Raw genomic sequence first — 24434 nt, 5'->3', positions numbered from 1 at the left:
CATGAAAAAGTCAATAATTTCGTCGATTTGCCTTACCGGCGCGCTGCTGGTGTCGGCTCAGTCTCAGGCGGCAACTGCTATCTGCTATAACTGCCCGCCGGAGTGGGCCGACTGGGCCACCCAGCTTAAATCTATTGCCAAAGACACCGGCATTGTGGTGCCGCAGGACAATAAAAACTCCGGCCAGGCGCTGGCGCAGATCGTTGCCGAGAAAAACAATCCGGTGGCAGACGTGACCTATCTGGGCGTGACCTTCGGGATTCAGGCCGCCAAATCTGACGTACTTGAGTCTTATAAGCCTGCGGGCTGGGAGAGCATTCCGGCTGACCTGAAAGATCCTGACGGGAAATGGGTCGCGCTGCACTCCGGCACCATCGGTTTTATGGTCAATGTGGATGCCCTGAATGGCGCGCCGGTACCGACCTCCTGGGACGATCTGCTCAAGCCGGAATACAAGGGTATGGTGGGCTATCTTGACCCGGCCAGCGCCTTTGTTGGCTATGCGGCGGCGGTGGCGGTAAACCTCGCCAAAGGCGGGACCATGAACGACTTTACGCCGGGTATTAACTACTTCAAACAGCTGATGAAGAACGAGCCTATCGTCCCGAAACAGACCGCCTACGCCCGCGTGCTGTCCGGTGAGATGCCGATCCTGCTGGATTACGACTTCAACGCCTATCGCGCCCGCTATAAGGACCACGCCAATATTGCGTTTGTGATCCCGAAAGAAGGCAGTATCAAGGTGCCTTACGTGATTAGCCTGGTGAAAAACGCCCCCCACAGCAGTGAAGGCAAAAAAGTGATCGACTATGTGCTCTCCGACAAGGGCCAGGCCATCTGGGCGAACGCCTGGCTGCGTCCGGTCCGCGAAAGCGCCATGACCGACACCGCGCGTGCCCAGTTCCTGCCGGACAGCGACTACGCCCGTGCGCATACTGTGAACTATCAGCAGATGGCCGACGCTCAGAAAGCCTTCTCTGCTCGCTATATCAACGAGGTTAAGTGATGCCGCAACACGGCCTTAACGCCGCCACGCCGACCCGCCCTCGCGGGCGGCGTTTTCCACCCGGCGTGATTTTTGCGCTTGTTCCCGCGCTCTCCCTGTTCTGTGCGTTCTGGCTTCTGCCTTTTGCCTCGCTGGCGATCCTCGGCAGCGGCCCGGATAACAGTACGATGGTAAGCGGTTACTGGACTATCCTCAGCAGCCCGCGCTATCTGCAAAGTCTGCTGATTACCCTGACGCTATCAGCGCTGGTTTCGCTGGCGGCGGTGGCAATATCCGCCGTGGTAGCCTTTTTCCTGTCGCGCCATCCATTTCCGGGCAAAGGCCTGGTCCTGGCCCTGCTGACCTTCCCGCTGGCGTTCCCCGGGGTGGTGGTTGGGTTCTTTATTATTATGCTTGGCGGCCGTCAGGGGCTGTTTGCCACTCTCGGCATGAGCCTGACCGGCGAGCGCTGGATCTTTGCCTACAGCCTGGTTGGCCTCTTTTTTGGCTACCTCTATTTCTCTATCCCGCGGGTGATTATGACCCTCGTCGCCGCCTGCGAGAAACTCGATGCCAGCCTCGAAGAAGCGGCTCGCTCTCTGGGGGCCGGAAGCTGGCGTATCCTGTGTGACGTGGTGATCCCGGGCCTGGCACCGGCGCTGTTTTCCAGCGCGGCGATCTGTTTCGCCACCAGCATGGGCGCGTTTGGCACCGCCTTTACCCTGGGTACCGATCTGAACGTGCTGCCTCTGACAATTTACGGTGAATTCACTAACTACGCCAACTTCGCCACCGCCGCCGCGCTTTCGGTCGTGATGGGCCTGGTGACCTGGCTTGCGCTGCTACTGGCCCGCCGCTGGTACGGCTCCCACGCGGAGATGCCCGTATGACCCGACCGCTGCTGTTTACTGCTCAGCTCACGCTGACTCTGCTGGTGTGTCTGTTTCTGATGGTTCCGCTGGTGATGTCGGTGCTCGCCGGGTTTACGGAGAACTACTTTATTGGCCTGAAAAGCGGCCTGACTCTGCGCTGGATTGAAGAAGTCTGGGCGCTTTATGCCCCGACCTTCTGGCTGTCGCTGATGATTGCCCTGGCCTGCCTGGTCTGCACCGTGCTGGTCGGCGTGCCCGCGGCCTGGGCGCTGCTGAAAAGCCCGTCCCGCATGGCGGTGTGGATTGAAGAGTGCCTGATGCTGCCGGTGGCGGTGCCCGGTCTCGCGACCGCGCTTGGCCTTCTGCTGGTATGGGGCGGGATCCCCGGCCTGCGTAATAGCTGGATCTTTATTTTGATTGGTCACGTGCTCTTTACGCTGCCGTTTATGGTACGTCCGGTACTGGCAGTCATGAAAGCTTCCGCCCTGCCGCAGATGGAAGAGGCCGCTGCCAGTCTCGGTGCCGGTGCACTGCGTCGTTTCTTCACCGTGGTGATCCCCAACTCGCTTTCCGGCGTGCTGGCCGGGGCCTTTATGGTGGTGACGCTTTCGGTGGGTGAATTCAATATCACCTGGATGCTGCATACGCCGCTGACCAAAACGCTGCCCGTTGGGCTGGCCGACAGCTACGCCTCCATGCGCCTTGAGATCGGTTCCGCCTACACCACTCTGTTTTTACTGATGATTATTCCGCTGCTGCTGGCAATGCACTATTTCAGCCGCGCTAAAAAGGGAGCCTCCCGATGACCCAAATTCGTTTACAAAACTGCAGCCGTACCTTTGCCCACCACCAGGTGGCGCTGCATCCGCTGGATCTGACCATCCAGAGCGGAGAAACCCTGGTGCTGCTCGGCCCGTCCGGCTGTGGGAAGACGACCACCCTGCGCATTATCAGCGGCCTTGAGCGCTGTGACAGCGGCGGCGAGGTCTGGTTTGGCGACAATAACGTGACGGCCCTTCCCATTGAGAAACGCAATGTCGGTATGGTCTTTCAGAACTACGCTCTGTTTCCGCATCTCGACGTAGCCAGCAACGTCGCCTACGGCCTGCGTATTCAGGGCCTGCCACCGTCGGAGATTGCCACCCGAGTGGCTGAGATGCTGGCGATGGTCGATCTTAGCGATTACGCCACCCGTTCTATCAACGCGCTCTCCGGCGGTCAGAAACAACGCGTGGCGCTGGCCCGTGCGCTGGCGGCCCGTCCGAAGGTACTGCTGTTTGATGAGCCCCTGGCGGCGCTGGACGCCAAACTGCGCGAAAAGCTGCGGGAGGATATCGGCACACTGCTGCGCCAGCTTGGGATCACCGCCGTTTACGTGACCCACGACCAGCAGGAAGCGATGGCCCTGGGCGATCGTATCGCGGTGATGCGTCACGGCAGAATCGAGCAGATTGGCACCCCGCGTGAGATCTATCATCACCCGGCCAGCGAGTTTGTCGCCGGGTTCGTCGGTGCGATAAATCCGCTGACCTGGCAGGGTGAAACCCGCTACTGCCGCCCGGAAGATATTCGCCTGGTTCTGCCGCAGGAGAGCGCCTTCACGGGCGAGGTCATGCACTCGGTATTCCTCGGTCAGACCCAGCGCGTGGTCGTCCGCACCGCAGAAAGCCAGTCGGTGCAGGTGGACTGCCCTGCACGTGAGAGCTGGGCACCGGGCATGCAGGTGGGTCTGCATATCGACCCGCGTTCTGTTTTTTCCGTTCCTTCACCCTTAACTCCGCCGGGAGCTCTGCGTTGAAACCTGATTTCGTTCTTGCTCAGATAAGCGATCTGCATATTAAAGCCGGAGGTCGCCTCTCCTACCGGAAAGTGGATACCCTCGGCGCGCTAAAAGCCGCCGTTGCCCGACTCAATTCTCTGACACCGCGCCCGGATGCGGTGGCCATTACCGGCGACTTAACCGATTTTGGTACTCCTGAGGAGTACGCAGCGGTCCGTGCGGTGCTGGATACGCTGACGCTCCCGTGGTTCGCGATTGCCGGCAATCACGATAGCCGTCCCGCTTTCCGCGACGCCTTCAGGGACTGCGACTGGCTCAACCCACAGGCTGAGTTTATTCAGTGGTGTGTCGACCGTTTTCCAGTCCGACTGATTGGACTCGATTCCACCGTTGCGGAGCAGCCCTGGGGCGAACTCTGTCCGGCCCGGCTCGCGTGGTTACAGGAGCAGCTGGCCGCCGCCCCGGAGAAACCCACCATCGTGATGCTGCACCACCATCCGTTTATCAGCGGAATCGACCATATGGACAGGCAAAATCTGCGCGATGCCGATGCGCTGGCAAACGTCCTCGCCGACGCGCCTCAGGTGCTGCGGATACTGTGCGGTCATGTGCACCGTTTTATGGTGTCACAGCTGGGCAGCACCATCGTCTGTAGCGCACCGGGCACCTCTCATCAGGTCACCCCGGATTTTGCGCCAGACGGCCCCTCGACCTTTAGCCTTGAACCGGCCGGATTCCTGCTGCATCGCTGGAGCGCGGTAAACGGTATTGCTACTCACTACTGCCCCATCGGTCAGTTTGACGGCCCCTGGCCGTTTTACGATCAAAACGGTCTTATCGACTGATTCCACCTGCCGAAAAATCGTGCGCCGTATCCCGGCGCGCCATTTTTCCTCTCATATTCCCCTTAAGTCTGCCGATAACGTTTTTGCAGTGCCGCCTGGCAAACTGACGCAATCATCATTAGCCTATAAGTTATGGTGTCAGTTGGCCGTCCGGCCTGTTAACGGAAACTTTTTATGGCGAACAGATAATGAGCATCAATCGTAGCAATGCCGCGCTTTACCAGTCTGAAGGGCTTAAGCTTTTATATGGCAATTCACTGCTGGGCATTATCATCGGCTTTATCGCTTCCGGCATTCTGACCTTTACCTTCATCACTAACGTCCACTTCGCCGCCAAAATGACCTGGTGGCTGATGCTCTCTGCGGTGCTGTTCCTGCGTCTTATCGACACCCTTTTCTGGTTCAGAACACCCGACAGCGCAAAAAACCATACCCGCTGGCAACTGCGTTTTTCGCTTGGCTGTCTGTTCACTGCTGCTCTGTGGAGCGCCTATGGGGTGCTATTTTTCCCGTCGTTTAGCCTGGCTGAATTTACCACGGTGGTGGTTATCCTCTCGGCCCTGGCCGGTGGCGCCACCAGTACGCTGTCCGGAAATTTGACGATCGCCATTCTCTACAATCTGACCATTCTGGCCCCTTTTTCACTGACCATGCTGGCGCAGCCTGAAACCTGGCAAAGTAATCTCGGCATACTGGGGATGTGCTCTACCGCCGCCATGATCGTCGGCGCCATACGGTCGACCCGCTATACGCGGGAAGTCATCCTGCTGCGCGATAAAAATAAGATGCTGGTGAGCAATATGGAGGACACCATCCGCAAACGCACCCAGCAGATCTATGAGATTTCACATATCGATTCTCTGACCGGGCTCTATAACCGGGCGGCGTTTTTATCGGCGGCGGAGGATATCTGCAGCCAGTACCGCGAGAAGCATATCGACGGCTTCTGTATCTTTTTTATCGATCTCGACGGCTTTAAAAATATTAACGATACCCTCGGCCACGATATTGGCGATCGGGTTTTGCATACGCTTAGCGCCCGACTGTATGAATTCTACCGACCCGGAAGCCAGGTCTGTCGCTGGGGCGGAGATGAATTTATATTTCTGCTGGTTAACGGCGATAAATACGCCGCACAGCAGCTGGGAGACGAGATTGTGCGCAGCCTGTCGCGGCCCATTATCGTCGACGGGCAGAAGGTGACGCTGAGCGCCACCATCGGAATTTCCGTTTGCCCGGAGCATGATACGTCCCTGACCCGGCTGATTCAGCTGGCGGATATCGCCATGTATTCGCAGAAAGGTAAATACCCGGAGCGGGTGGCGTTCTATAACATGGAGCTGGAATCTAATCTGCTGCGCAAAATCGCCCTGAACGAGGCGCTGAAAACGGCCCTCGCCAACGATGAACTGCGCCTGATGTACCAGCCGATAGTCAATCCGCAGGGCAGGATCGTCAGCTTCGAAGCGCTGCTGCGCTGGCACTATCAGGGAAGTGATATTTCCCCGGCGGAGTTTATTCCGCTGATGGAACAGAGCGGCAGAATTGTGGAGATTGGCAAATGGGCGATGGAGGAAGCCTGCCGGACGCTGCTTGAGATACAAAAACGTCGGCCCGGCGTGGCGATGTGCGTCAATATCTCCATGATCCAGTTCTATGACAAGGAGTTCGTCTCCAACGTCACTCAGCTGCTCTCCACCTGGCAGATTGACGGAAGCAGCCTGCACCTGGAAGTGACGGAATCGATTTTCAATGCCGAACTGCAGGTGATTTATCAGAAAATCAGCGCCCTGCAGCAGCAAGGCGTACGTTTTTCCGTTGATGATTTCGGCACCGGCTACTCCAGCCTGTCGGTGATCCAGAACATTAACGTCGACTATATCAAGATTGATCGCTCGTTTATTAATAACCTGGATAGTAAAGGGCTGGCGATTGTTGAGGCAGTGATGAATATCTCTCAGGGTCTAAAATTTTACGTCGTCGCCGAAGGCGTTGAGACGGCGAAACAGCGACAGAAACTGATTAAATGCGGGGTGCACTTTATGCAGGGCTACTACTTCTCCCGTCCGCTGGAGTATGCCGGTACCCTGGCGCTGCTGGAGACGGACAGTCTGGACGTCGCCGCGCAGTAACGGCCCCCGCAAAACGAAGGCCGCTGTCTGGGTTAACTGCCTATCACGCCGCCGTCGGCTTTGACAATCACCACCGTGGACGAACGCGGACGGCTGTTTTTATCCCCGTCCGGCCAGGTCGATACCGCCGTCGGATTCGCCGGATCGCTGATATCATCCCCCGGCTCACCGGGATGCTGGATATTAATAAACAGGGTGCGGTTATCCGGCGTAAAGGCGATACCGGTAATTTCACACCCGCGAGGACCGGTCAGGAAGCGACGATACTCATTGCTCCCAGGCACGGTCGCCAGCATCTGGTTGTTCCCCATGCCCTCATAGGCTTTCTTATTGATGGTGCCGGACGACACGTCGGTCTGGATCCACAGCACCCCACGAGGGTCGAATGACAATCCGTCCGCGCTACCAAACTCGGCTCCCTTCATGGAACCTTTGGCCTTTTCGTCATCGGTATCGGTACGCCCGCCCAGGACCAGGATATCCCAGTTAAAGGCGTCGGCGGCCGGATTGTTGCCCTTCTCCACCCAGTGCATAATATGTCCGTAGACGTTATTCGCACGCGGGTTGGCGGCATCGACCGCAGCCTTGCCCTCTTTGCCACGATCGCTGTTGTTGGTCAGGGTACAGTAGACGCTTCCGGCGCTGTGGGGGTCGACGGCAATCCATTCCGGACGGTCCATTTTCGTTGCCCCGACGGCATCGGCCGCCTGACGCGTTTTCACCAGCAGTTCACCCTGGCTGGCAAAACCGTTGCTGGCCTCAAGCCCTGGCTGTCCCTGGACCAGCGGCAGCCACTGACCGCTGCCGTCGTCGTTGAATTTCGCCACAAACAGCGTGCCTGTTGCCAGCAGATCCATCGCCGCAGCGCGGTTAGCCGGATCGTATTTCCCTTCAGAGACGAATTTATAGATATATTCGAATTTCTGATCGTCGCCCATATAGGCCACCACGCGCCCGTCGCTCGCCAGCGTAATGGCCGCACCTTCGTGCTTGAAGCGTCCCAGGGAGGTGTGTTTGCGCGGCGTGGAATCCGGATCGTAAGGGTCGATTTCCACCACCCAGCCAAAGCGGTTAGGTTCGTTAGGCGTTGCGTCAACGCTGAAACGCGGATCGGCTTCATTCCAGCGATAGGAGTCGTCGCTGTCGCTGATGCCGTAACGTTTTTCAAGCGCGTTCGGCGCGGCTTTTTTAACAAAAATATCCGACCAGTTTTCCTCACAGGTGAGATAGGTTCCCCACGGGGTATGGCCGTTGGCGCAGTTCTGCATGGTGCCCAGGATGGTTTCGCCCTGCGGATCGGCAGCGGTTTTCAGCAGGTCATGGTGACGAGCCGGGCCGGTCACGCCCATCGGCGTATTGACGGTGATACGGCGGGCGTAGTTCGACGGACGGACAATCGTCCAGCTGTCGCCCTGCTTTTTCACCTCAATCACCGAAATCCCCATCGCATTCTGTCCCTTGCGGACTTTATCGAGATTCCAGTTGGCCGCACCGTCTTTAAACAGCAGCCCGTTATCAATATATTCATGGTTCATCGCCAGCAGTCCATGCTGTGCGCTCTCGCTGCCCGCCGGCAGGCTAAACCAGGCCATACCGTCGTGGTGCATCCCCGCCTGGGCGGCCTGTTCATCGGTGGTGTTGCTGCCGTCTTTATTAAATTCCGGCATATTTCCCGCGAGCCCCACCGCGTCGCCCCAGCGATAGAACGGACGCGCAATATACCCTTCCGGTACCCGCACCGTATCTTCTGTGGAAACCGCAATGCTGGTGAAGCCCAGCGAGGTCGCACGGGCGATGGCGTTATCTACCGCCAGCGCCGCAGGGGATCTTAAGAGCGCAGGAAACGCCGCAGCCGTTCCGGCCACCACGCCCATTTGCAGGAAACGGCGGCGGCTGAGAAAAGCGCTGACCACCGAGGAAAAAGCCGGGTTGTCACTCTGGTTGCTGATTTCACTGCTATGTTCTTGTTTGAATAAGGGTCTGCTCATGATTGCTTCCTGTCGGTATCCATCGTCGGAAGCAGGCAGTGTAAGAATATTCTGTTACATTTTTATAACCGTTACGAAACACAGAATAGTCTTAAGGGTCAGAGGGCAAAAATAGTCTCGATTTCGATCGTCAGATCCGGGGAGAACAGCCCGCTGACTTGCACCAGCGAACTGGCCGGCAGATGCTGACCAAAATGGCGGAACAGCACCACCCGCAGGCTGGCAATATCCGCAAGAGTGGTGACAAAAATGGTCACTTTAAGCAGCGAGGCCAGTGAGATGCCCTCCGCAGCCGTGATCTGGTGGAGCTGGCTGAAAATCGCCTCTGCCTGCTCGGCAATACTGCCCTGCTGCGCAGGGGTTCCGAAGGCGGTCAACCCTGAGACATAGAGGGTATCGCCGTGCTTGACGGCGTGGACATAGGGGGCCTTAACATCGCCCAACTGGGGATAATTTTTGCGTTCTGGCTGCATCATCATTTTCCTTTAATTATGCATGGTGTCCTGAGAGCGCCTCGATAACGCGCTCCATCGCTTCCTTTGTTAGCGGTGAACGCGGGATCCTCGGGTTTGCCAGCGATGTGCGGACCACTCCGGCGATGACGATATGCTTTGGCTCCTGGCCCAGATCGCGCATTTCCAGCACCACCTTACCGACCACCCGGCACATCTCCTGATATAACGCTTCGTCTTTCGCCTTATTGCCCATAGTCATCCGTCTCTGTTAATGATGTGTAACACAGGCATTATTGACATAAATGTAAGAAATATCAAAGAACAACGGTGAGATGAATAAGTGACGGCGTAACAAAACAGGCAGGAGAACGGGCAGTGGCGAACGCCGCTGCCCGGAGGGACTCAGGGATTAGCGGCTGTGGATCGCCAAATCACCCGGCAGATTTTTTTGCATACGGTGCCAGACCAGGCCGCTCTCGTGACCGTAGGTACGTACCGTTTCATAGACCTGATCGATAAGCCCCTCTTCACACACCTTTGCCAGCTGGTGGTAGAAGCCCAGCGCCAGGCTACGGGCCGCCGGGTTGGCAAAATAGTGGCGGCCGATACGGGTGTACAGCCCTTTCATCCCGTTGAGGATCAGGCCGTAAATCGGGTTACCGGAGGCAAAGGCCAGGCCGCGGAAAATACTGTAGTCCAGCTCGGCAAAGGCATCCGCGTGATCTTCTACAGCATTTGCGCTGGCCAGCACCTTCAGCGCCTCGTCGGGGTGCTGACGGAAGGCGGTACGAATAAAGATAGTGGCAATATTGGTGCGCACGGAGAGCAGATTGTCGATCAGCTGTGGAACGCTGTCGTGGTCCAGACGCGCCAGGGTTTCCAGGATATTCAGCCCGGACGTTTCCCAGAAGTTATTCACTTTGGTCGGCTTGCCGTGCTGGATAGTCAGCCAGCCGTCGCGCGCAAGACGCTGCAACACTTCACGCAAGGTGGTGCGAGTTACGCCGATCAGTTCAGAGAGTTCACGTTCAGCGGGCAGGATCGATCCCGGAGGGAAGCGACTATTCCAGATGCTTTCGATGATGTACTCTTCCGCGAAACCCGCCGGGCTTTGCGCCTTAATTACCATAGAGATTTTCCGTTACAGCGTTGCAATATTACCTTCATCATACCAGAGCTGATGGGGGTCAGATAGCACGGAGGGCCAATAAAAAAGGGATCGTGGTTTTATTTTTGTCAATTTTGTCATTCGCCTAAACACATGTATTGATCGTCGTTATACAGATGGCTACTCTTGCTGCACTTCAATAAAAATAATGTTTTATTCACGGCAAGGATCCCGATTTTGACGCTTTCATATGGCAGCGCGCTCTGGCGCAATTTCCTCGGTCAGTCCCCGGACTGGTATAAGCTGACGCTCATTCTGTTCCTGATTATCAACCCGCTGATTTTCTTTATTAATCCTTTCGCTGCCGGCTGGCTGCTGGTGGTGGAATTTATCTTTACCCTGGTCATGGCGCTGAAATGCTACCCGCTGCTGCCGGGCGGCCTGCTGGTGACAGAAGCCATTTTTATCGGCATGACCAGCGCCGAACACGTCCGGGAGGAGATCGCCACCAATCTCGACGTGCTTCTGCTGCTGATGTTTATGGTCGCCGGTATCTTCTTTATGAAACAGCTGCTGCTGTTTATTTTTACCCGTCTGTTACTGAGTATTCAGAGCAAAATGAGGCTCGCCCTGGCCTTCTGTCTGGCGGCCGCCTTTCTCTCCGCGTTTCTCGATGCCCTGACGGTCGTCGCGGTGGTGATAAGCGTGGCGATGGGCTTTTATGATATCTACCATCGGGTGGCGTCCCGACCGGAGCACGCTGACTCCGCCCAGGTCCGCGAGGATCTGGATCGCTTCCGCGCCTTTTTACGCAGTCTGATGATGCACGCAGGCGTTGGCACCGCGCTCGGCGGCGTGATGACGATGGTGGGCGAGCCGCAAAACCTGATTATCGCCAAGGCCGCAGGCTGGGATTTCACCGAGTTTGCCCTGCGCATTGCGCCGGTTAGCGTTCCGGTCATGGTTTGCGGATTGCTGACCTGCCTGCTGGTAGAGAAATTCCGCTGCTTTGGCTACGGCGAGCCGCTGCCGGAGAGCGTCCGCCAGGTCCTGACCGACGTCGACAACCAGAATCGTCAGCAGCGTACCCGTCAGGATAAGGTCCGTCTCTGCACTCAGGCATTGATTGCCGTCTGGCTGATCGTCGCCCTCGCTCTGCATCTCGCGGAGGTTGGCCTGATTGGTCTGTCGGTGATTATTCTGGCGACCTCCCTGACCGGCATTACCGACGAACAGACTATTGGCAAAGCCTTTAGCGAAGCCCTGCCTTTTACCGCCCTGCTGACCGCCTTTTTTGCCATTGTGGCAGTCATTGTCGATCAGCAGCTGTTCTCGCCGATCATTGCTTACGTATTGCAGGCTTCGCCGCAGTCGCAGCTTTCGCTGTTCTATATTTTCAACGGCGTGCTGTCGTCGATTTCAGATAACGTATTCGTGGGGTCGGTCTATATTAACGAGGCGAAAAACGCGCTGCAGCACGGTGCCTACGGCGCAGAGCAGTTTAACCTGCTGGCCGTCGCCATCAATACCGGGACAAACCTGCCCTCCGTGGCGACGCCCAACGGCCAGGCGGCATTTCTGTTCTTACTCACCTCCGCCCTTGCTCCACTGATCCGTCTCTCCTATGGACGTATGGTGTGGATGGCGCTGCCTTATACGCTGGTGTTGAGCCTGGTCGGACTGCTTTGCGTGGAGTTTGCGCTGGTCCCAATGACCGGCTGGATGACCGCGCAGGGCTGGATTGGCGCGCTCTCTGCGGGTGCCACGCCCTAAAGATGATCGGGCGCATTGTCGCCCGATTTGACTTGTAACATCATAAATGCCCGTTTACGTTTTATTTTTTTGTGCGCTACTGGTGTGCAGGGTAAATTCGTTTACACTGCCTTGTCTTAATATTTCCAGGAAAATGATTATGTTGCGATTTTTAAACCAGTGCTCACGCGGTCGCGGTGCCTGGTTACTGATGGCGCTGACCGCGTTCGCGCTGGAAGTCGTGGCGCTGTGGTTCCAGCACGTAATGAATCTCCAGCCTTGCGTGCTCTGCATTTATGAAAGATGTGCGCTGCTGGGCGTACTGGCTGCCGCACTGGTTGGCGCTATTGCCCCCAAAACGCCGCTGCGCTATGTCGCTATCGCTATCTGGCTGTACAGCGCCTGGCGCGGGATTGAGCTGGCGTATCAGCACACCATGATGCAGCTGCACCCGTCTCCGTTTATGACCTGCGATTTTGCCGCCAGCTTCCCGAGCTGGCTGCCGCTGGACAAATGGGTACCGCAGATGTTTGTCGCTTCCGGTGACTGCTCCGTGCGCCAGTGGGAGTTCCTGACGCTGGAAATGCCGCAGTGGCTATTGGGTATTTTTGCCGCCTACTTTATCGTTGGCGCGCTGGTGCTGATTGCTCAGCCCTTCAAACCCAAACGTCGCGACCTGTTCGGCCGCTAAAAAAGAGAAACGCGCCATTCGGCGCGTTTTTCATTTGCAGTACTGCCTTTCGGTATCCGCGTAGATTTTATTCAGGCCGTGATACGCCTCGCGCATTTTTTCATTAGACATCAGCGGGTAGATCGGCTTTAACATCACCACCAGCATCGGCTCCGGGTGATAAACAAACCGGGTTCCTAAGCGGCTTCCCGCCCGGCTGGTACCGGACGCCACGCCGCAGACGGCGGTCGTTTCACCCCGGTAAATTTTGATGTCAGAGAGCACAACCGGCTTTTCCCAGTCAAATATCCCGCCGCAGAGCTTCATCGCCATCTTGTTGGCCTCTGCGCCGAAGGCCTGCTCCTTCTTACTCATCACATCCGCACAGGGCTGTTTACCATTGAAAACCGCCATCTTCTTAACCACGGCGATTCGGGCCTCTTCCTTCAGAAGGTTGTCAGACTTTCCGGCGCAGCCAGCGGCCAGCAGCGGAAAGAGTAGCCATAAATAACGCATCAATCTGTTCCTGCAAATTCGTTAAATCATAAAGACCCACATAATGTGGGTAAATGTAAAAGCCATGATACCATCACGACTTCTCTAAGCGGTTTCTCAAGAGTATCATAGAGTTGAGTGGCTCTGTAGCCTAAGACAAAGGGATTAACTTTCCTGCCCGACGGCGCGATCCCGACGACTTACATTCACAGGGAGTATATTATGACGTTAAAAACGAAGCTTTTTCAGGGATGGTTTACCGGGGCAACGCTTTTTACCTGCGGGGCGCTCGGCGACAATGTGGGCTGGCGCTATTTTGACGGGTCCAGAATCCCCTGGCTGGTCTGCATGGCTCTGGCGATAGCGATTGTCTGGTGGGGATACGGGGTCATTAACGCGCTCAGCGCGTCGTCAGACAGGCCTCAGAACCGCGATGCTAGCGAATAGATAACGGTTTTCAGGCCGTGCAGACCAGCCGGAATAAAAACCACGGCCATAAAGACGTTTACCGCGCCGGAAGTGAATGCCATCACGCCGGGAGCGGTTAGCCTTTCTATGACGGGGGTAAGCAAAATCAGCTGCAGCCCGACCATCATCAGCCCCACCAGCAGCGCGTAGGCCAGAATACTCAGGCCCATAAACCGCAGCAGTTCGCCATAGCTTAATCTGGCCTGCCAGTGAAAAGCCTTTATGTACTGCAGAAACCAGGTGCGCATGGCTGCCTCAGTCCGCCCACTCGGGTTTGTTCAAAATATGATCCTGCCAGTCGCGGACTTCGGATTCTTTAACCGCGATATGGCGTACGGAAATACGTTCGCCGTGCATCGCCGCTTTTGAACCGGCGATCAGCGGATGCCAGGCGGGCAGGTCTTTGCCTTCCGCCAGCAGGCGATAGGCGCAGGTGTGCGGCAGCCATTCAAAGGTCGGCAGATTATCGCGGGTCAGCTTGATGCAGTCTGGCTCGTACTCGAAGCGGCGTTCGTAGTTACGGCACTGGCAGGTTTTGATATTCAGCTGGCGGCAGGCGACGTTGGTAAAGTAGATCTCATCGCTGTCTTCATCCATCAGTTTATGGAGGCAGCACTGACCGCAGCCGTCACACAGGGATTCCCACTGCGCGTCGGTCATCTCGTCGAGGGTTTTGGTCTGCCAGAAGGGTAAATCGCTCATCAAAAAATCCGCCTTTAACATCAAGCTGCACCTTATAACCACTCTGGCGTCCCGATGCAAGTTTTGCCGCCGCAAAGGGCGGCAAACTGGCGTTACAGTACGCGAGTGCTGAGCGTCAAATCGTTCAGACCCAGCTCCAGCGCATCGCCGCTGCTGAGCGGACCAACGCCTGCCGGCGTGCCGGTGAGGATCACATCCCCCGCCTTAAGGGTGAAGAAGCGGCTCATATAGGCAATCAGCGGCACGATCTTATGGATCATATCGGAGGTGCTGCCCTGCTGGCGCACTTCACCGTTGATTTTCAGCGTCAGGGTGCTGTTTTGCGCATCGCCCTCAAAGGATTCCACCGGGATAAAGCCGGAGATCGGGCAGGAGTTGTCAAAACCTTTGGCTTTTTCCCAGGGCTGACCGGCCTTTTTCATTTTGCCCTGCACGTCGCGCAGGGTCAGATCCAGCGCCAGACCATAACCGGCGATGGCTTTGTGCACATGATCTTCCGTCGCCTGGCGCAGCGTTCCGCCAATCAACACCGCCAGTTCAATCTCATGGTGGACGGAACCAAGGCCCTGCGGCAGCGCCAGAGGCTGACGGATATCACACAGTGCCGTTTCCGGTTTGATAAACAGCACCGGCTCTTCCGGCGTGGCGCTGCCCATTTCCTTAATATGAAGGGCATAGTTGCTACCCACACAAACGACTTTACTGGCCGGATAATCCAGCAGCGCACCCTGCCAGTTATGATGTTGATACATGCGTTTCCCCTGACGGTTAATAACGTGAAGGTAAGAGTGGGCTATGACTTCCCTGCCCCGGCCAGATGCTGTTTCAGCAAATCTTCCGGCGGCGGCGGCATCTGTAAATAATAGCCCTGTTCAGCCAATGCTTTTTTCACCTTTTCAAGGTCAGCATTGACCAGTTTTTTGCGTCCGTCCAGCGGCAGAAGCATCGCCAGCTGCGGCTGACCAAAACCGGACATCAGCTCCGGCGGCACGCGTGAGAAATCGTCTTTTTTCTCGACATATAAATAGGTCTGTTCGCGACGGGCACTTCGGTAGATAGCACAAAACATATGTTTACTCGGAATAAAACGGGATGGCGACTTGCCTGAATATAGCAGGGACTATAACATGCCTGATAGTCTTCGGAATATCGCCGCAGCGGGTGCGGTGAACAGCAAATTGAGTAAGGCCAGGATGTCAAACACGCCAGTTGAGCTAAAAGGCAGTAGCTTCACCTTATCAGTGCTTCATTTACATGAGGCAAAGCCCGAAGTTATTCGCCAGGCGCTAGCGGAAAAAATCGCCCAGGCCCCGGCCTTTTTACAGCATGCTCCCGTCGTGGTTAACGTGGGTGCCCTGCAGGGCCCGGTTAACTGGGTGCAGCTACAGCAGGTGATTGCCGAATCCGGCTTACGTGTGGTCGGCGTCAGCGGTTGTAAAGATGCCGAACTGAAGGCTGAAATCGACGCTGCCGGTCTGCCTCTGCTGACCGAAGGCAAAGAGAAAGCGGCGCGTTCTGCGTCCGCCGTCAAACCCGCTCCTGTCGATCCCGCTCCCGCTGCTGCCTCCATCACAAAAACGCGACTTATTGATGTGCCGGTACGTTCCGGTCAGCGTATTTATGCGCCAAACTGTGATCTGATTGTGACCAGTCACGTCAGCGCCGGGGCCGAGTTAATTGCGGATGGTAATATTCACGTCTACGGTATGATGCGTGGACGCGCGCTGGCAGGCGCAAGCGGCGAGCGAGACGCCCAGATTTTTAGCACCCACCTGGCGGCAGAACTGGTTTCTATCGCCGGAGAATACTGGCTGAGCGATCAAATCCCGGCCGAATTTTATGGCAAAGCGGCACGCCTGCGTCTGGCAGAGAGCGCTTTGACTGTTCAATCGTTAAATTAATCCCTTTTAACAAGGAATTTCTATGGCACGCATTATTGTTGTGACTTCGGGTAAAGGAGGCGTTGGCAAGACTACCTCCAGCGCGGCCATCGCCACTGGTTTGGCCCAGAAGGGAAAGAAGACCGTCGTTATCGATTTCGATATCGGCCTGCGTAACCTCGATCTGATCATGGGCTGTGAACGCCGCGTGGTGTATGACTTCGTCAACGTTATTCAGGGCGATGCCACGCTTAATCAGGCGATGATTAAAGATAAGCGTACTGAGAATCTCTTTATTCTTCCTGCCTCGCAGACGCGCGACAAAGACGCTCTGACCCGTGAAGGCGTGGAGAAAGTGCTGGATGAGCTGAAGAAGATGGAGTTCGACTTTATCGTCTGCGACTCCCCTGCCGGTATCGAAACCGGGGCGCTGATGGCGCTCTACTTCGCTGATGAAGCGATTATTACCACCAACCCGGAAGTGTCGTCCGTGCGCGACTCAGACCGTATTCTGGGCATTCTGGCATCGAAGTCACGTCGTGCCGAGAATGGTCAGGAACCGATTAAAGAGCATCTGCTGCTGACGCGCTACAATCCGGGTCGCGTCAATAAAGGCGATATGCTGAGTATGGAAGACGTACTGGAAATCCTGCGTATCAAGCTGGTCGGTGTTATTCCGGAAGATCAGTCGGTCCTTCGCGCCTCTAACCAGGGCGAGCCGGTGATCCTCGATGCGGAAGCCGATGCCGGTAAAGCCTATGCTGATACGGTGGAACGTCTGCTGGGAGAAGAACGTCCTTTCCGCTTCATTGAAGAAGAGAAGAAAGGTTTCCTCAAACGCCTGTTCGGAGGATAAGTTATGGCATTACTGGACTTTTTTCTTTCGAGAAAAAAGAGCACCGCAAACATTGCGAAAGAGCGCCTGCAAATTATCGTGGCGGAGCGCCGTCGTAGCGATGCAGAACCGCATTATTTACCGCAGCTTAAGCGCGATATTCTGGAAGTGATCTGCAAATATGTGCAGATTGACCCGGAAATGGTCACGGTGCAGCTGGAGCAGAAAGGCGACGATATTTCCATTCTGGAACTTAACGTCACCCTGCCTGAAGCCGAAGAGTCAAAGTAAGCGCCAAAAGGTAGCGGTAAAAGAAAAGGCAGAATCATTTCTGCCTTTTTTATTGTTTATCCGCGAGGATATTCGCTAAGCAGCGTTTTCAGGCGATCGGCCATCAATTCCCCACGCCAGCCAGAAATAAGCTCCGGCGGAAGGGACTGCGGTTTGAGCTGCCAGTGTCCGTTCAGCAGCTGGTTAATCTGCCGACGCGAGGCCAGCATTTCCGCGCTGATCCCCTGCTCTTCACTCACCTGCTGGACCAGGGCTTTAATCTCTTTAAAGACCTTACGGTAGCCCGGCATATCCATTAGGTTCAGCAGCGGCTGCGGCAGGCTCTCTTCCGGCAGCGCCTGCGCTTTTTCCACCAGGCTCAGCAGCGTTTTACCGTGGAAGCGGATTTCACTGCCCGAAAGCCCCATCCCGTCCAGTTCACCCAGGCTGCCCGGCATATAACGCGCCACCGACAAGAGGTGCTCTTCGCGCACCACAAAGTTTACCGCCATATCGCGGTCGCGTGCTTTGCGCAGACGCCATTCGGCCAGCAACTGCAGGCAGGCAAGCTGGCGAGGACGCAGCTGCCAGGCATTGGTAATATCGCGCCAGGCCTCGGCCGGGTCGGTCACTTCCTGGCGGCGCAGCATTGTTAAGCGACACTCGTCCAGTGCGGCCGGGAGCCAGCCCGCTTCTTCAGTTTCGGCCAGCAGTCGGTGGGCGATGGGCAGCAGATACCAGACGTCAGCGGCGGCATAGTCGCACTGACGGGTGGTCAGCGGACGTGCCAGCCAGTCGGTGCGGGACTCGCTTTTATCGATGACGATCCCTTCAAACTCTTCGACCATCGCGGCGAAGCCCCATGACATGGGGCGTCCGCAGAATGCGGCAAGGATTTGGGTGTCAATCAGCGGGTTCGGCATGCAGCCCAGCGTATTCAGGAACACTTCCAGATCTTCACTGCCCGCGTGCAGGAACTTAGTGACATCCGGGTTCAGCAGCAGCGTGCGCAGCGGTGCCCAGTCGGTAATGGTCACGGCGTCAATCAGCGCCAGGTGCTGTCCGTCAAACAGCTGGATCAGGCCCAGCTGCGGGTAGTAAGTGCGGGTGCGTACAAATTCGGTGTCCAGCGCAATGGCCGTGGCCTGGCCTGCAATTTCACACAGGGTAGCCAGCCCGTCATTGGTGGTGATCATCTGATAATTCAAATTGTCATATCCTGGTGTTTTGCGCCCATAAAAAACGCCGGCTAAACCGGCGTCTGGCGACTAACTCGAAGCTCAGCCCTTATTGTCCACTTTACCGCGCGCTTCGTCACGCAGTTCTCGCCGTAAAATTTTACCGACGTTGGACTTGGGCAGCTCGCTGCGGAACTCAACCAGCTTCGGCACCTTGTAACCCGTCAGCTGACGGCGGCAGAAGGTCACCAGCGCTTCCTCGGTTAAGGACTCATCTTTTTTGACGACAAAGATTTTTACCGCTTCTCCGCTGCTGCCGGACGGTACGCCCACGGCGGCCACTTCCTGCACGCCGCTGTGCTGCATCACCACATCTTCGATCTCATTCGGGTAGACGTTAAAGCCGGAAACCAGAATCATGTCTTTTTTACGATCGACGATGCGTAAAAAGCCTTCTTCATCGACGGTGGCAATATCGCCGGTATACAGCCAGCCATCCTTAATGATGTCGTCGGTGGCATCCGGGCGCTGCCAGTAGCCGAGCATGACCTGCGGGCCTTTGACGCACAGTTCACCCGGCTCGCCCAGAGGGACTTCGTTACCCTCATCATCAACCAGTTTCACTTCGGTGGACGGCACCGGCAGGCCAATACTGCCGCTGTGATAATCGATGTCGTGCGGATTCACGCTGACCAGCGGTGAGCACTCGGTCAGGCCATAGCCTTCCAGAAGATACTGACCGGTCAGTTTAACCCAGCGCTCGGCCACCGCCTGCTGTACCGGCATCCCGCCACCAGCGGAGAGATGCAGGGTGGAGAAATCGAGGTTCTGAAAATCTTTATTGTTCAGCAGGGCATTAAACAGGGTGTTCACCCCGGTCATCGCCGTGAAGGGATATTTCGCCAGCTCTTTAACCAGACCCGGAATATCACGCGGGTTGGTGATCAGCAGGTTCTGACCGCCCAGCTCAATAAACAGCAGGCAGTTCATGGTCAGCGCAAAGATGTGATACAGCGGTAGTGCAGTGACCACCAGCTCTTTGCCCCGATGCAGTAGCGGCCCGTAAGTGGCATTCACCTGTTCAAGGTTCGCCAGCATATTACGATGGGTGAGCATCGCGCCTTTCGCCACGCCGGTCGTACCGCCGGTGTACTGAAGGAAGGCCAGATCGTCGGCAACAACCTCGGGTTTAACATACTGCATGCGGTAGCCGTTATGCAGCGCGCTACGAAAAGAGATGGCATCCGGCAGATGGTATTTCGGCACCAGACGCTTGATATATTTGACCACAAAGTTAACCAGCGTCCCCTTCGCCGTCGAGAGCTGGTCGCCCATGCGGGTCAGGATCACGTGCTGGACCGGGGTTTTCTCAACCACTTTCTCCAGGGTGTGGGCAAAGTTAGAGACGATCACGATCGCCGTCGCGCCGCTGTCGTTCAGCTGGTGTTCCAGCTCACGCGGGGTGTACAGAGGGTTAACGTTTACCACCACCATCCCGGCGCGCAGGATACCAAACAGCGCTACCGGATACTGCAGAAGGTTTGGCATCATCAGCGCCACGCGATCGCCCTTCTTCAGCCCCAGACCCTGCTGCAGCCACGCGGCAAATGCCCGGCTACGCTCTTCCAGCTTGCGGAACGTCATCACCTCGCCCATGTTGACGAAGGCGGGCTGGTCTGCGTAGCGCGTGACCGACTGTTCAAATAGATCTACCAGGGATTGATAACGGTCAGGGTTGATGTCCGCCGGAACATCGGCGGGATAACGGTTAAGCCAAACCTTCTTCAATGCGTCACCTCTGAAATGCGTGTTCGTCGTCATCGCAGCACCTGCTAATAAACAAGTTGTTAACATAATATTAACTCAGCGTACCAGTTTATTAATTAATCACTTATCAGGTTGCGAAGCGTGTCACTAATTATTTTTATTCGACCGACTCAGACAAAGAAACAGCGGACAAGCCGCTGTTTCTTTTCATATCCCACAGAGTGTATTACTCCGTTACGACACTCTGAACCTGGGCCGGACCGGGGTGATACCATCCCCAGCCACCGTAGCGCCAGGCACCCGGCCCCGGTCCCCATAACCAGGGGTCCATCGGCTGCGGCGGCATCATCACCTGCTGGGTGATACGCCAGCGTTTATAGCCGTTAACCTGCATCAGCATAAATTTATAGGGCGTCTCTCCGACCTTGCCGTCAACCGCACCGCTAATCGGTCCGACGACGGTGACCAGCTGGCCGCGAAAATCGACCGGGTCAAGGAAACCGTTAACATCGGCATAAATACGACCACGCGACGGCTCGCCGAGGACCGGACGGGCACCGCTGTCCAGCGGGACAGTGGCGATTTCCAGCCGGGTTTTGCCCTGCTGATTTTCAATATTGACCACTTTACCGCCGAAGCGGGCTTCCTGGCCGACGTACAGCTGCGGGGCATTCATGACCCGCGTCAAATCCTGCTGCGGCGTCGGGCTGGTGCCTTTGATCGCATCCGGCACGGTGACGCAGCCGCTTAACGCGACGCTCACGATGCCGGCCATTGCCCAGCGGGTAAACCCTGTTTGAACCACCATGATGCCACTCCTCAAACGCAATCTCTTATCTGCTGAGACTCATTCGCGGCCAGGAAGTTTCTTCCACGCCACTTCGTTGCGTAAATATATCGGCTCGGCGTGCTCGACCGCCACAATTCGGCCTGCGCTGAACTGCTGCTGCGCCAGGGGAAGCATATCTTCCGCCGCCGGAAGCAGAACCTCGCCGTCAGTCAGGGTCAGACCGCTGTCGTTCGCCATATCCGGCCAGGCTGGCCAGCCGGTGCCAACGGTGGCCCAGCTGCCCTGCAGCTGGCGCAGTCGTTCACTGACCGCTTCAGGCTTCAGCACCGCTTCGGTCTCTTCCCCGTGCCAGATACCCTGCTCGTCGCGCTGATACTCGGCCCAGTACACTTCGCCCATACGGGCATCGATAGCGGCCAGAACGCGGGTCGCGCCGGTTTTACGCCAGGCGCCCTGGGCCATGGTCGCAAGGGTAGAAACACCGGTCAGCGGCAGCTCCGCGCCCAGCGCCAGCCCCTGAGCAATACCAATGCCGATACGCACGCCGGTAAAACTGCCAGGACCGCGGCCAAAGGCCAGGACATCGAGTTGTTCAAGGGAGAGGTCACCTGCGGTGAGCATATCCTGCACCATCGGCAGAATACGCTGGGTGTGTTCACGCGGGCAGAGTTCAAAGTGGGCGTGGGTCGAACCGTTGTCCGACAGGGCGACAGAACAGGCCTCTGTCGCGGTATCAATAGCCAGTATTCGCATAAATCGTTGCGCTCTTGCAATGGGGTTCTTACAAAATGGCGCGCATCTTACCACAATTACCGCACGGGTGGCACCGCGAGGAAGCGGACCGCCCGTGCAATATCGCGGGTGCGCGGCGCCGGTGGCAGGCTGGCCAGGAAAACGGCACCGTAGGGACGCATCACCAGCCGGTTGTCGCAAATCACCAGCACCCCGCGGTCATCAACGTCACGGATCAGACGCCCGACGCCCTGTTTGAGGGTGATCACCGCATCCGGCAGCTGAACCTCATCAAAGGGATCGCCTCCGCGCAGACGGCAATCTTCCATCCGCGCCTTGAGGAGCGGATCGTCCGGGGAAGTAAAGGGCAGCTTGTCGATAATCACCAGCGACAGGGTATCGCCGCGCACGTCCACGCCTTCCCAGAAGCTGCTGGTGGCGACCAGCAGCGCGTTACCGGCGGTGACGAACTGATTAAGCAGTTGGCCCTTGCTGGTTTCCCCCTGCAGGAGTACCGGCAGCGTCAGCATGGCGCGGAACTGTTCGGCCAGATCGCGCATCATGGCGTGGGAAGTACAGAGCATAAAGCAGCGGCCGTTGTTCGCTTCGATCAGCGGACGCAGCATCGTGGCCAGATGGCGCGCCGCGCCCGGCTGGTTGGGCAACGGCAGATTACGCGGCACGCAGAGCAGCGCCTGACTTTCGTAATCAAAGGGGCTGGGCAGCAGCAAACTTTCTGCATCGGTAATACCCAGCCGGTCGGTGAAGTGGTGCAGGTCGTCGTTGACCGACAGGGTGGCGGAGGTGAAAATCCAGCTGCCCTTCTGCTGCACCATCACCTCTTTAAATTTATCCGCCACCGTCAGCGGCGTAAGCGCGAGGGTAAAGTGGCGGGAGTTGCACTCATACCAGTAGCTGAAGCCGGGCTGATTGATCTCTTTTAGCCGCTTCAGACGTCCGCGGTAGATCGTCGCGCGTTCAAAGGCGGCATCCAGCAAGGCGGAACGTCCGAGAGAGAGCTTCGCCACGTCGTAGCACAACTCCAGAGCATCATCGAGCAGGACCAGCGCACGCTGAATATTGTTATCGGCCAGCAGCTCGCGCAGATTGCCGCGATAGCCGGGATCGCCCAGCTGCATGCGAAAATCCTGGGTGCTCTGGGCCAGACGGTCGGCGCATTTCTGTAGCTGCTGGGTATCTCTTAATTCGGTGCGGTAAGCGATGGTAAAATCTTTCGCCAGATCAAGCAGCTGACGGCTGGAGAGAGACTGGCCGAAATACTGGCTGGCGATATCGGGAAGCTGGTGTGCTTCATCGAAAATGCGTACGTCGGCCTCGGGGATCAGCTCCGCAAAACCGCTCTCTTTCACCACCATATCGGCAAGAAACAGATGGTGGTTCACCACCACCACGTCGGCATCCATCGCTTTTTTACGCGCCTTAACGACGAAGCACTCCTGGTACTGCGGGCAGTCACTGCCGAGACAGTTGTCGTTCGTGCTGGTCACCAGCGGCCAGGCCTGAGAATCTTCGGCCACGCTGGCGCAGGTACTGATATCCCCGTCGACGGTCTGGTTGGCCCAGCTGCGCAGCAGGATCACATCGCTCAGGGTCTGGACCGGCAGATCGCCGCCCGCCAGCGCCTGCTGTTCAAGGCGTTCAATACAGAGGTAGTTGGAGCGCCCTTTCAGCAACGCCAGTCTGCCGCTATATTCCAGGGCACGCGCCACGGTCGGCAAGTCGCGACTGTAGAGCTGATCCTGCAGCGCCTTCGAGCCGGTGGAGATAATCACCTTTTTGCCCGTACGCAGCGCCGGGGCCAGGTAGGCATAGGTTTTACCTGTACCGGTACCGGCCTCCACCACCAGCGGCTGCAAGGCCACAATAGCGCGCTCCACCGCCGCGGCCATCTGACGCTGCGGTTCACGCGGGCGAAAACCGGGTATGGCTTTCGCTAACTGGCCGTCTGCTGCAAAATCGTCTGTCACACTGCCCCCTGGTTATTTGGCCAGTGATTATGTCAGCCTCGCGGCGGTTTCGCCACCGGGGATGACGAATCGGCTGCGTTATGGCAGTCTTCACCGCACGCTCTTCATTGCACGATGCCGATAATAAAGGAATGAAAAATGACAATTGTACGTATTGATGCCGAGGCCCGCTGGTCTGACGTCGTGATCCACAACCAGACCCTCTACTACACCGGGGTGCCATCCAATCTGGATGCGGATGCCACTGAGCAGACCGCCAATACGCTGGCGCAGATCGACGCGGTGCTGGAGAAACAGGGCAGCGATAAGTCACGTATTCTCGATGCCACTATTTTCCTCGCCGACAGCGCCGATTTTGCCGCGATGAATAAAGCCTGGGATAGCTGGGTGGTAGCCGGTCACGCCCCGGTGCGCTGCACCGTGCAGGCGAAACTGATGAACCCGAAATACCGCGTGGAGATTAAGATTATTGCCGCCGTCTGAGGCGCATTACTCTTCTTCGTCTTCGTCCTCAAAACGCGCCACTATCCGCTCGCCGGTATGGCTGGCGCGTAATTCCTGGGCCACCAGGGCAATCGCTTCGCCGCTGCTCATGCCTTCGGTCATTAACTGCTGAATTCGCTCCACCGCTTTTTGCTGCTGCTCGTGGCTCAGAGAAGGTAAACCTGCAAACATCGTCAACTCCTGCTAAATTATTCAGCGCTAATTATTTCACGCCGGCCGGTGATTAGCCAGCGGGCGG

Annotated in this window: 28 protein-coding genes; 13 read left to right on the top strand and 15 right to left on the bottom strand. The window is 56.9% G+C overall.

Going from position 1 to position 24434, the window contains the following annotated elements:
• Nucleotide 1: 1 nt before the first annotated feature.
• The 6 genes from EDF81_RS01955 (at nt 2) to EDF81_RS01930 (ending at nt 6614) form a co-directional block, all read left to right on the top strand.
• Nucleotides 2–1006 carry an ABC transporter substrate-binding protein gene (locus tag EDF81_RS01955; protein WP_123345743.1) on the top strand — a complete coding sequence of 335 codons (1005 nt, stop codon included), beginning with the start codon at nt 2–4 and terminating at the stop codon, nt 1004–1006.
• Nucleotides 1006–1875, top strand: coding sequence for an iron ABC transporter permease (locus EDF81_RS01950; protein WP_123345741.1), 870 nt, complete (start codon nt 1006–1008; stop codon nt 1873–1875). Before EDF81_RS01955 ends, EDF81_RS01950 begins: the two co-directional genes overlap by 1 nt.
• Complete coding sequence (locus EDF81_RS01945; protein WP_123345740.1) at nt 1872–2663, top strand: ABC transporter permease; 792 nt, start codon at nt 1872–1874, stop codon at nt 2661–2663. Before EDF81_RS01950 ends, EDF81_RS01945 begins: the two co-directional genes overlap by 4 nt.
• A complete protein-coding gene (locus tag EDF81_RS01940) occupies nt 2660–3655 on the top strand; it encodes an ABC transporter ATP-binding protein (RefSeq protein ID WP_123345738.1) in 996 nt (331 codons plus the stop codon). Before EDF81_RS01945 ends, EDF81_RS01940 begins: the two co-directional genes overlap by 4 nt.
• The gene (locus tag EDF81_RS01935; protein ID WP_123345736.1) at nt 3652–4482 is read left to right on the top strand and encodes a phosphodiesterase; all 831 of its coding nucleotides are present in this window, start codon (nt 3652–3654) and stop codon (nt 4480–4482) included. Before EDF81_RS01940 ends, EDF81_RS01935 begins: the two co-directional genes overlap by 4 nt.
• A gap of 188 nt (nt 4483–4670) precedes the next feature.
• Nucleotides 4671–6614 (top strand): bifunctional diguanylate cyclase/phosphodiesterase, encoded by a 1944-nt coding sequence (locus EDF81_RS01930; protein WP_123345734.1) that lies wholly within the window; start codon nt 4671–4673, stop codon nt 6612–6614.
• 32 nt (nt 6615–6646) lie between these two features.
• Here EDF81_RS01930 and EDF81_RS01925 read toward each other — a convergent pair whose 3' ends face one another.
• From EDF81_RS01925 to fadR, 4 genes are all read right to left on the bottom strand, one after another.
• Nucleotides 6647–8602, bottom strand: coding sequence for a PhoX family phosphatase (locus tag EDF81_RS01925; protein WP_123345732.1), 1956 nt, complete (start codon nt 8600–8602; stop codon nt 6647–6649).
• 98 nt (nt 8603–8700) lie between these two features.
• Complete coding sequence (locus tag EDF81_RS01920) at nt 8701–9078, bottom strand: RidA family protein (RefSeq protein WP_123345731.1); 378 nt, start codon at nt 9076–9078, stop codon at nt 8701–8703.
• Nucleotides 9079–9091: 13 nt separating this feature from the next.
• On the bottom strand, nt 9092–9310 hold the full coding sequence (gene fumD / locus EDF81_RS01915) for a fumarate hydratase FumD (protein WP_123345729.1): 219 nt from the start codon (nt 9308–9310) through the stop codon (nt 9092–9094).
• Between the two features lie 156 nt (nt 9311–9466).
• Nucleotides 9467–10186 (bottom strand): fatty acid metabolism transcriptional regulator FadR, encoded by a 720-nt coding sequence (gene fadR, locus EDF81_RS01910; RefSeq protein ID WP_123345727.1) that lies wholly within the window; start codon nt 10184–10186, stop codon nt 9467–9469.
• Between the two features lie 216 nt (nt 10187–10402).
• On the opposite strand from fadR, the gene nhaB reads away from it, so the two are divergent.
• The gene (gene nhaB, locus EDF81_RS01905) at nt 10403–11938 is read left to right on the top strand and encodes a sodium/proton antiporter NhaB (RefSeq protein WP_123345725.1); all 1536 of its coding nucleotides are present in this window, start codon (nt 10403–10405) and stop codon (nt 11936–11938) included.
• 139 nt (nt 11939–12077) lie between these two features.
• Nucleotides 12078–12608, top strand: a complete 531-nt coding sequence (dsbB, locus tag EDF81_RS01900; RefSeq protein WP_123345723.1) for a disulfide bond formation protein DsbB — start codon at nt 12078–12080, stop codon at nt 12606–12608.
• 30 nt (nt 12609–12638) lie between these two features.
• Here dsbB and EDF81_RS01895 read toward each other — a convergent pair whose 3' ends face one another.
• The gene (locus tag EDF81_RS01895; protein ID WP_123345722.1) at nt 12639–13103 is read right to left on the bottom strand and encodes a hypothetical protein; all 465 of its coding nucleotides are present in this window, start codon (nt 13101–13103) and stop codon (nt 12639–12641) included.
• A gap of 201 nt (nt 13104–13304) precedes the next feature.
• On the opposite strand from EDF81_RS01895, the gene EDF81_RS01890 reads away from it, so the two are divergent.
• The gene (locus EDF81_RS01890; RefSeq protein WP_123345720.1) at nt 13305–13529 is read left to right on the top strand and encodes a hypothetical protein; all 225 of its coding nucleotides are present in this window, start codon (nt 13305–13307) and stop codon (nt 13527–13529) included.
• Here the strand turns inward: EDF81_RS01890 and EDF81_RS01885 are convergent.
• The 4 genes from EDF81_RS01885 to EDF81_RS01870 all read right to left on the bottom strand — a co-directional run bounded on the left by EDF81_RS01885 (nt 13505) and on the right by EDF81_RS01870 (nt 15321).
• Nucleotides 13505–13798, bottom strand: a complete 294-nt coding sequence (locus tag EDF81_RS01885; RefSeq protein ID WP_123345719.1) for a hypothetical protein — start codon at nt 13796–13798, stop codon at nt 13505–13507. The genes EDF81_RS01890 and EDF81_RS01885 overlap by 25 nt on opposite strands.
• A 7-nt stretch (nt 13799–13805) precedes the next feature.
• Nucleotides 13806–14252 carry a YcgN family cysteine cluster protein gene (locus EDF81_RS01880; RefSeq protein WP_123347646.1) on the bottom strand — a complete coding sequence of 149 codons (447 nt, stop codon included), beginning with the start codon at nt 14250–14252 and terminating at the stop codon, nt 13806–13808.
• Nucleotides 14253–14344: 92 nt separating this feature from the next.
• The gene (locus EDF81_RS01875) at nt 14345–15004 is read right to left on the bottom strand and encodes a fumarylacetoacetate hydrolase family protein (RefSeq protein ID WP_123345718.1); all 660 of its coding nucleotides are present in this window, start codon (nt 15002–15004) and stop codon (nt 14345–14347) included.
• 41 nt (nt 15005–15045) lie between these two features.
• Complete coding sequence (locus EDF81_RS01870; protein WP_123345717.1) at nt 15046–15321, bottom strand: YcgL domain-containing protein; 276 nt, start codon at nt 15319–15321, stop codon at nt 15046–15048.
• A 124-nt stretch (nt 15322–15445) separates the two neighbouring features.
• On the opposite strand from EDF81_RS01870, the gene minC reads away from it, so the two are divergent.
• The 3 genes from minC to minE are packed head-to-tail and all read left to right on the top strand — an operon-like array spanning nt 15446 to nt 17258.
• A complete protein-coding gene (gene minC / locus EDF81_RS01865; RefSeq protein ID WP_123345716.1) occupies nt 15446–16153 on the top strand; it encodes a septum site-determining protein MinC in 708 nt (235 codons plus the stop codon).
• A 22-nt stretch (nt 16154–16175) separates the two neighbouring features.
• A complete protein-coding gene (minD, locus tag EDF81_RS01860) occupies nt 16176–16988 on the top strand; it encodes a septum site-determining protein MinD (RefSeq protein WP_123345714.1) in 813 nt (270 codons plus the stop codon).
• 3 nt (nt 16989–16991) lie between these two features.
• Entirely contained in the window at nt 16992–17258 is a 267-nt protein-coding gene (minE, locus tag EDF81_RS01855) for a cell division topological specificity factor MinE (protein ID WP_123345712.1), read from the top strand.
• A 56-nt stretch (nt 17259–17314) separates the two neighbouring features.
• On the opposite strand, the gene rnd is transcribed toward minE, so the two are convergent.
• From rnd to EDF81_RS01830, 5 genes are all read right to left on the bottom strand, one after another.
• Nucleotides 17315–18433: a ribonuclease D gene (rnd, locus tag EDF81_RS01850; RefSeq protein ID WP_184999481.1), complete on the bottom strand. Its 1119-nt coding sequence runs from the start codon at nt 18431–18433 to the stop codon at nt 17315–17317.
• Nucleotides 18434–18517: 84 nt separating this feature from the next.
• Nucleotides 18518–20203: a long-chain-fatty-acid--CoA ligase FadD gene (gene fadD, locus EDF81_RS01845; RefSeq protein WP_123347645.1), complete on the bottom strand. Its 1686-nt coding sequence runs from the start codon at nt 20201–20203 to the stop codon at nt 18518–18520.
• Between the two features lie 205 nt (nt 20204–20408).
• Nucleotides 20409–20990 (bottom strand): Slp/YeaY family lipoprotein, encoded by a 582-nt coding sequence (locus EDF81_RS01840; protein WP_123345709.1) that lies wholly within the window; start codon nt 20988–20990, stop codon nt 20409–20411.
• Between the two features lie 39 nt (nt 20991–21029).
• The gene (gene tsaB / locus EDF81_RS01835; protein WP_123345707.1) at nt 21030–21725 is read right to left on the bottom strand and encodes a tRNA (adenosine(37)-N6)-threonylcarbamoyltransferase complex dimerization subunit type 1 TsaB; all 696 of its coding nucleotides are present in this window, start codon (nt 21723–21725) and stop codon (nt 21030–21032) included.
• Nucleotides 21726–21781: 56 nt separating this feature from the next.
• Complete coding sequence (locus tag EDF81_RS01830; protein ID WP_123345705.1) at nt 21782–23692, bottom strand: ATP-dependent DNA helicase; 1911 nt, start codon at nt 23690–23692, stop codon at nt 21782–21784.
• A gap of 138 nt (nt 23693–23830) precedes the next feature.
• Here EDF81_RS01830 and EDF81_RS01825 point away from each other — a divergent pair, with 138 nt between their 5' ends.
• Complete coding sequence (locus tag EDF81_RS01825; RefSeq protein ID WP_123345703.1) at nt 23831–24175, top strand: RidA family protein; 345 nt, start codon at nt 23831–23833, stop codon at nt 24173–24175.
• Between the two features lie 6 nt (nt 24176–24181).
• On the opposite strand, the gene EDF81_RS01820 is transcribed toward EDF81_RS01825, so the two are convergent.
• Nucleotides 24182–24367, bottom strand: a complete 186-nt coding sequence (locus EDF81_RS01820) for a YoaH family protein (protein ID WP_123345701.1) — start codon at nt 24365–24367, stop codon at nt 24182–24184.
• Nucleotides 24368–24434 lie beyond the last annotated feature (67 nt).

It is taken from the genome of Enterobacter sp. BIGb0383 (genome assembly GCF_003751845.1).
GTDB lineage: Bacteria > Pseudomonadota > Gammaproteobacteria > Enterobacterales > Enterobacteriaceae > BIGb0383.
The sequence above is the reverse complement of the archived record's forward strand: the minus strand, read 5'-3'. Positions and strand labels throughout refer to the sequence as shown.

Bases quoted from the DNA above. Each gene is read 5' to 3' on its own strand.
- EDF81_RS01870 (WP_123345717.1), bottom strand. From the start codon at position 15,321: ATGTTTTGTGCTATCTACCGAAGTGCCCGTCGCGAACAGACCTATTTA.
- EDF81_RS01890 (WP_123345720.1), top strand. From the start codon at position 13,305: ATGACGTTAAAAACGAAGCTTTTTCAGGGATGGTTTACCGGGGCAACG.
- EDF81_RS01920 (WP_123345731.1), bottom strand. From the start codon at position 9,078: ATGATGCAGCCAGAACGCAAAAATTATCCCCAGTTGGGCGATGTTAAG.
- EDF81_RS01955 (WP_123345743.1), top strand. From the start codon at position 2: ATGAAAAAGTCAATAATTTCGTCGATTTGCCTTACCGGCGCGCTGCTG.
- tsaB (WP_123345707.1), bottom strand. From the start codon at position 21,725: ATGCGAATACTGGCTATTGATACCGCGACAGAGGCCTGTTCTGTCGCC.
- EDF81_RS01925 (WP_123345732.1), bottom strand. From the start codon at position 8,602: ATGAGCAGACCCTTATTCAAACAAGAACATAGCAGTGAAATCAGCAAC.
- EDF81_RS01825 (WP_123345703.1), top strand. From the start codon at position 23,831: ATGACAATTGTACGTATTGATGCCGAGGCCCGCTGGTCTGACGTCGTG.
- minD (WP_123345714.1), top strand. From the start codon at position 16,176: ATGGCACGCATTATTGTTGTGACTTCGGGTAAAGGAGGCGTTGGCAAG.
- EDF81_RS01875 (WP_123345718.1), bottom strand. From the start codon at position 15,004: ATGTATCAACATCATAACTGGCAGGGTGCGCTGCTGGATTATCCGGCC.
- dsbB (WP_123345723.1), top strand. From the start codon at position 12,078: ATGTTGCGATTTTTAAACCAGTGCTCACGCGGTCGCGGTGCCTGGTTA.
- minE (WP_123345712.1), top strand. From the start codon at position 16,992: ATGGCATTACTGGACTTTTTTCTTTCGAGAAAAAAGAGCACCGCAAAC.
- EDF81_RS01945 (WP_123345740.1), top strand. From the start codon at position 1,872: ATGACCCGACCGCTGCTGTTTACTGCTCAGCTCACGCTGACTCTGCTG.
- rnd (WP_184999481.1), bottom strand. From the start codon at position 18,433: ATGATCACCACCAATGACGGGCTGGCTACCCTGTGTGAAATTGCAGGC.
- EDF81_RS01930 (WP_123345734.1), top strand. From the start codon at position 4,671: ATGAGCATCAATCGTAGCAATGCCGCGCTTTACCAGTCTGAAGGGCTT.
- fadR (WP_123345727.1), bottom strand. From the start codon at position 10,186: ATGGTAATTAAGGCGCAAAGCCCGGCGGGTTTCGCGGAAGAGTACATC.
- EDF81_RS01950 (WP_123345741.1), top strand. From the start codon at position 1,006: ATGCCGCAACACGGCCTTAACGCCGCCACGCCGACCCGCCCTCGCGGG.
- minC (WP_123345716.1), top strand. From the start codon at position 15,446: ATGTCAAACACGCCAGTTGAGCTAAAAGGCAGTAGCTTCACCTTATCA.
- EDF81_RS01885 (WP_123345719.1), bottom strand. From the start codon at position 13,798: ATGCGCACCTGGTTTCTGCAGTACATAAAGGCTTTTCACTGGCAGGCC.
- EDF81_RS01820 (WP_123345701.1), bottom strand. From the start codon at position 24,367: ATGTTTGCAGGTTTACCTTCTCTGAGCCACGAGCAGCAGCAAAAAGCG.
- EDF81_RS01895 (WP_123345722.1), bottom strand. From the start codon at position 13,103: ATGCGTTATTTATGGCTACTCTTTCCGCTGCTGGCCGCTGGCTGCGCC.
- fumD (WP_123345729.1), bottom strand. From the start codon at position 9,310: ATGGGCAATAAGGCGAAAGACGAAGCGTTATATCAGGAGATGTGCCGG.
- EDF81_RS01840 (WP_123345709.1), bottom strand. From the start codon at position 20,990: ATGGTGGTTCAAACAGGGTTTACCCGCTGGGCAATGGCCGGCATCGTG.
- EDF81_RS01880 (WP_123347646.1), bottom strand. From the start codon at position 14,252: ATGAGCGATTTACCCTTCTGGCAGACCAAAACCCTCGACGAGATGACC.
- EDF81_RS01940 (WP_123345738.1), top strand. From the start codon at position 2,660: ATGACCCAAATTCGTTTACAAAACTGCAGCCGTACCTTTGCCCACCAC.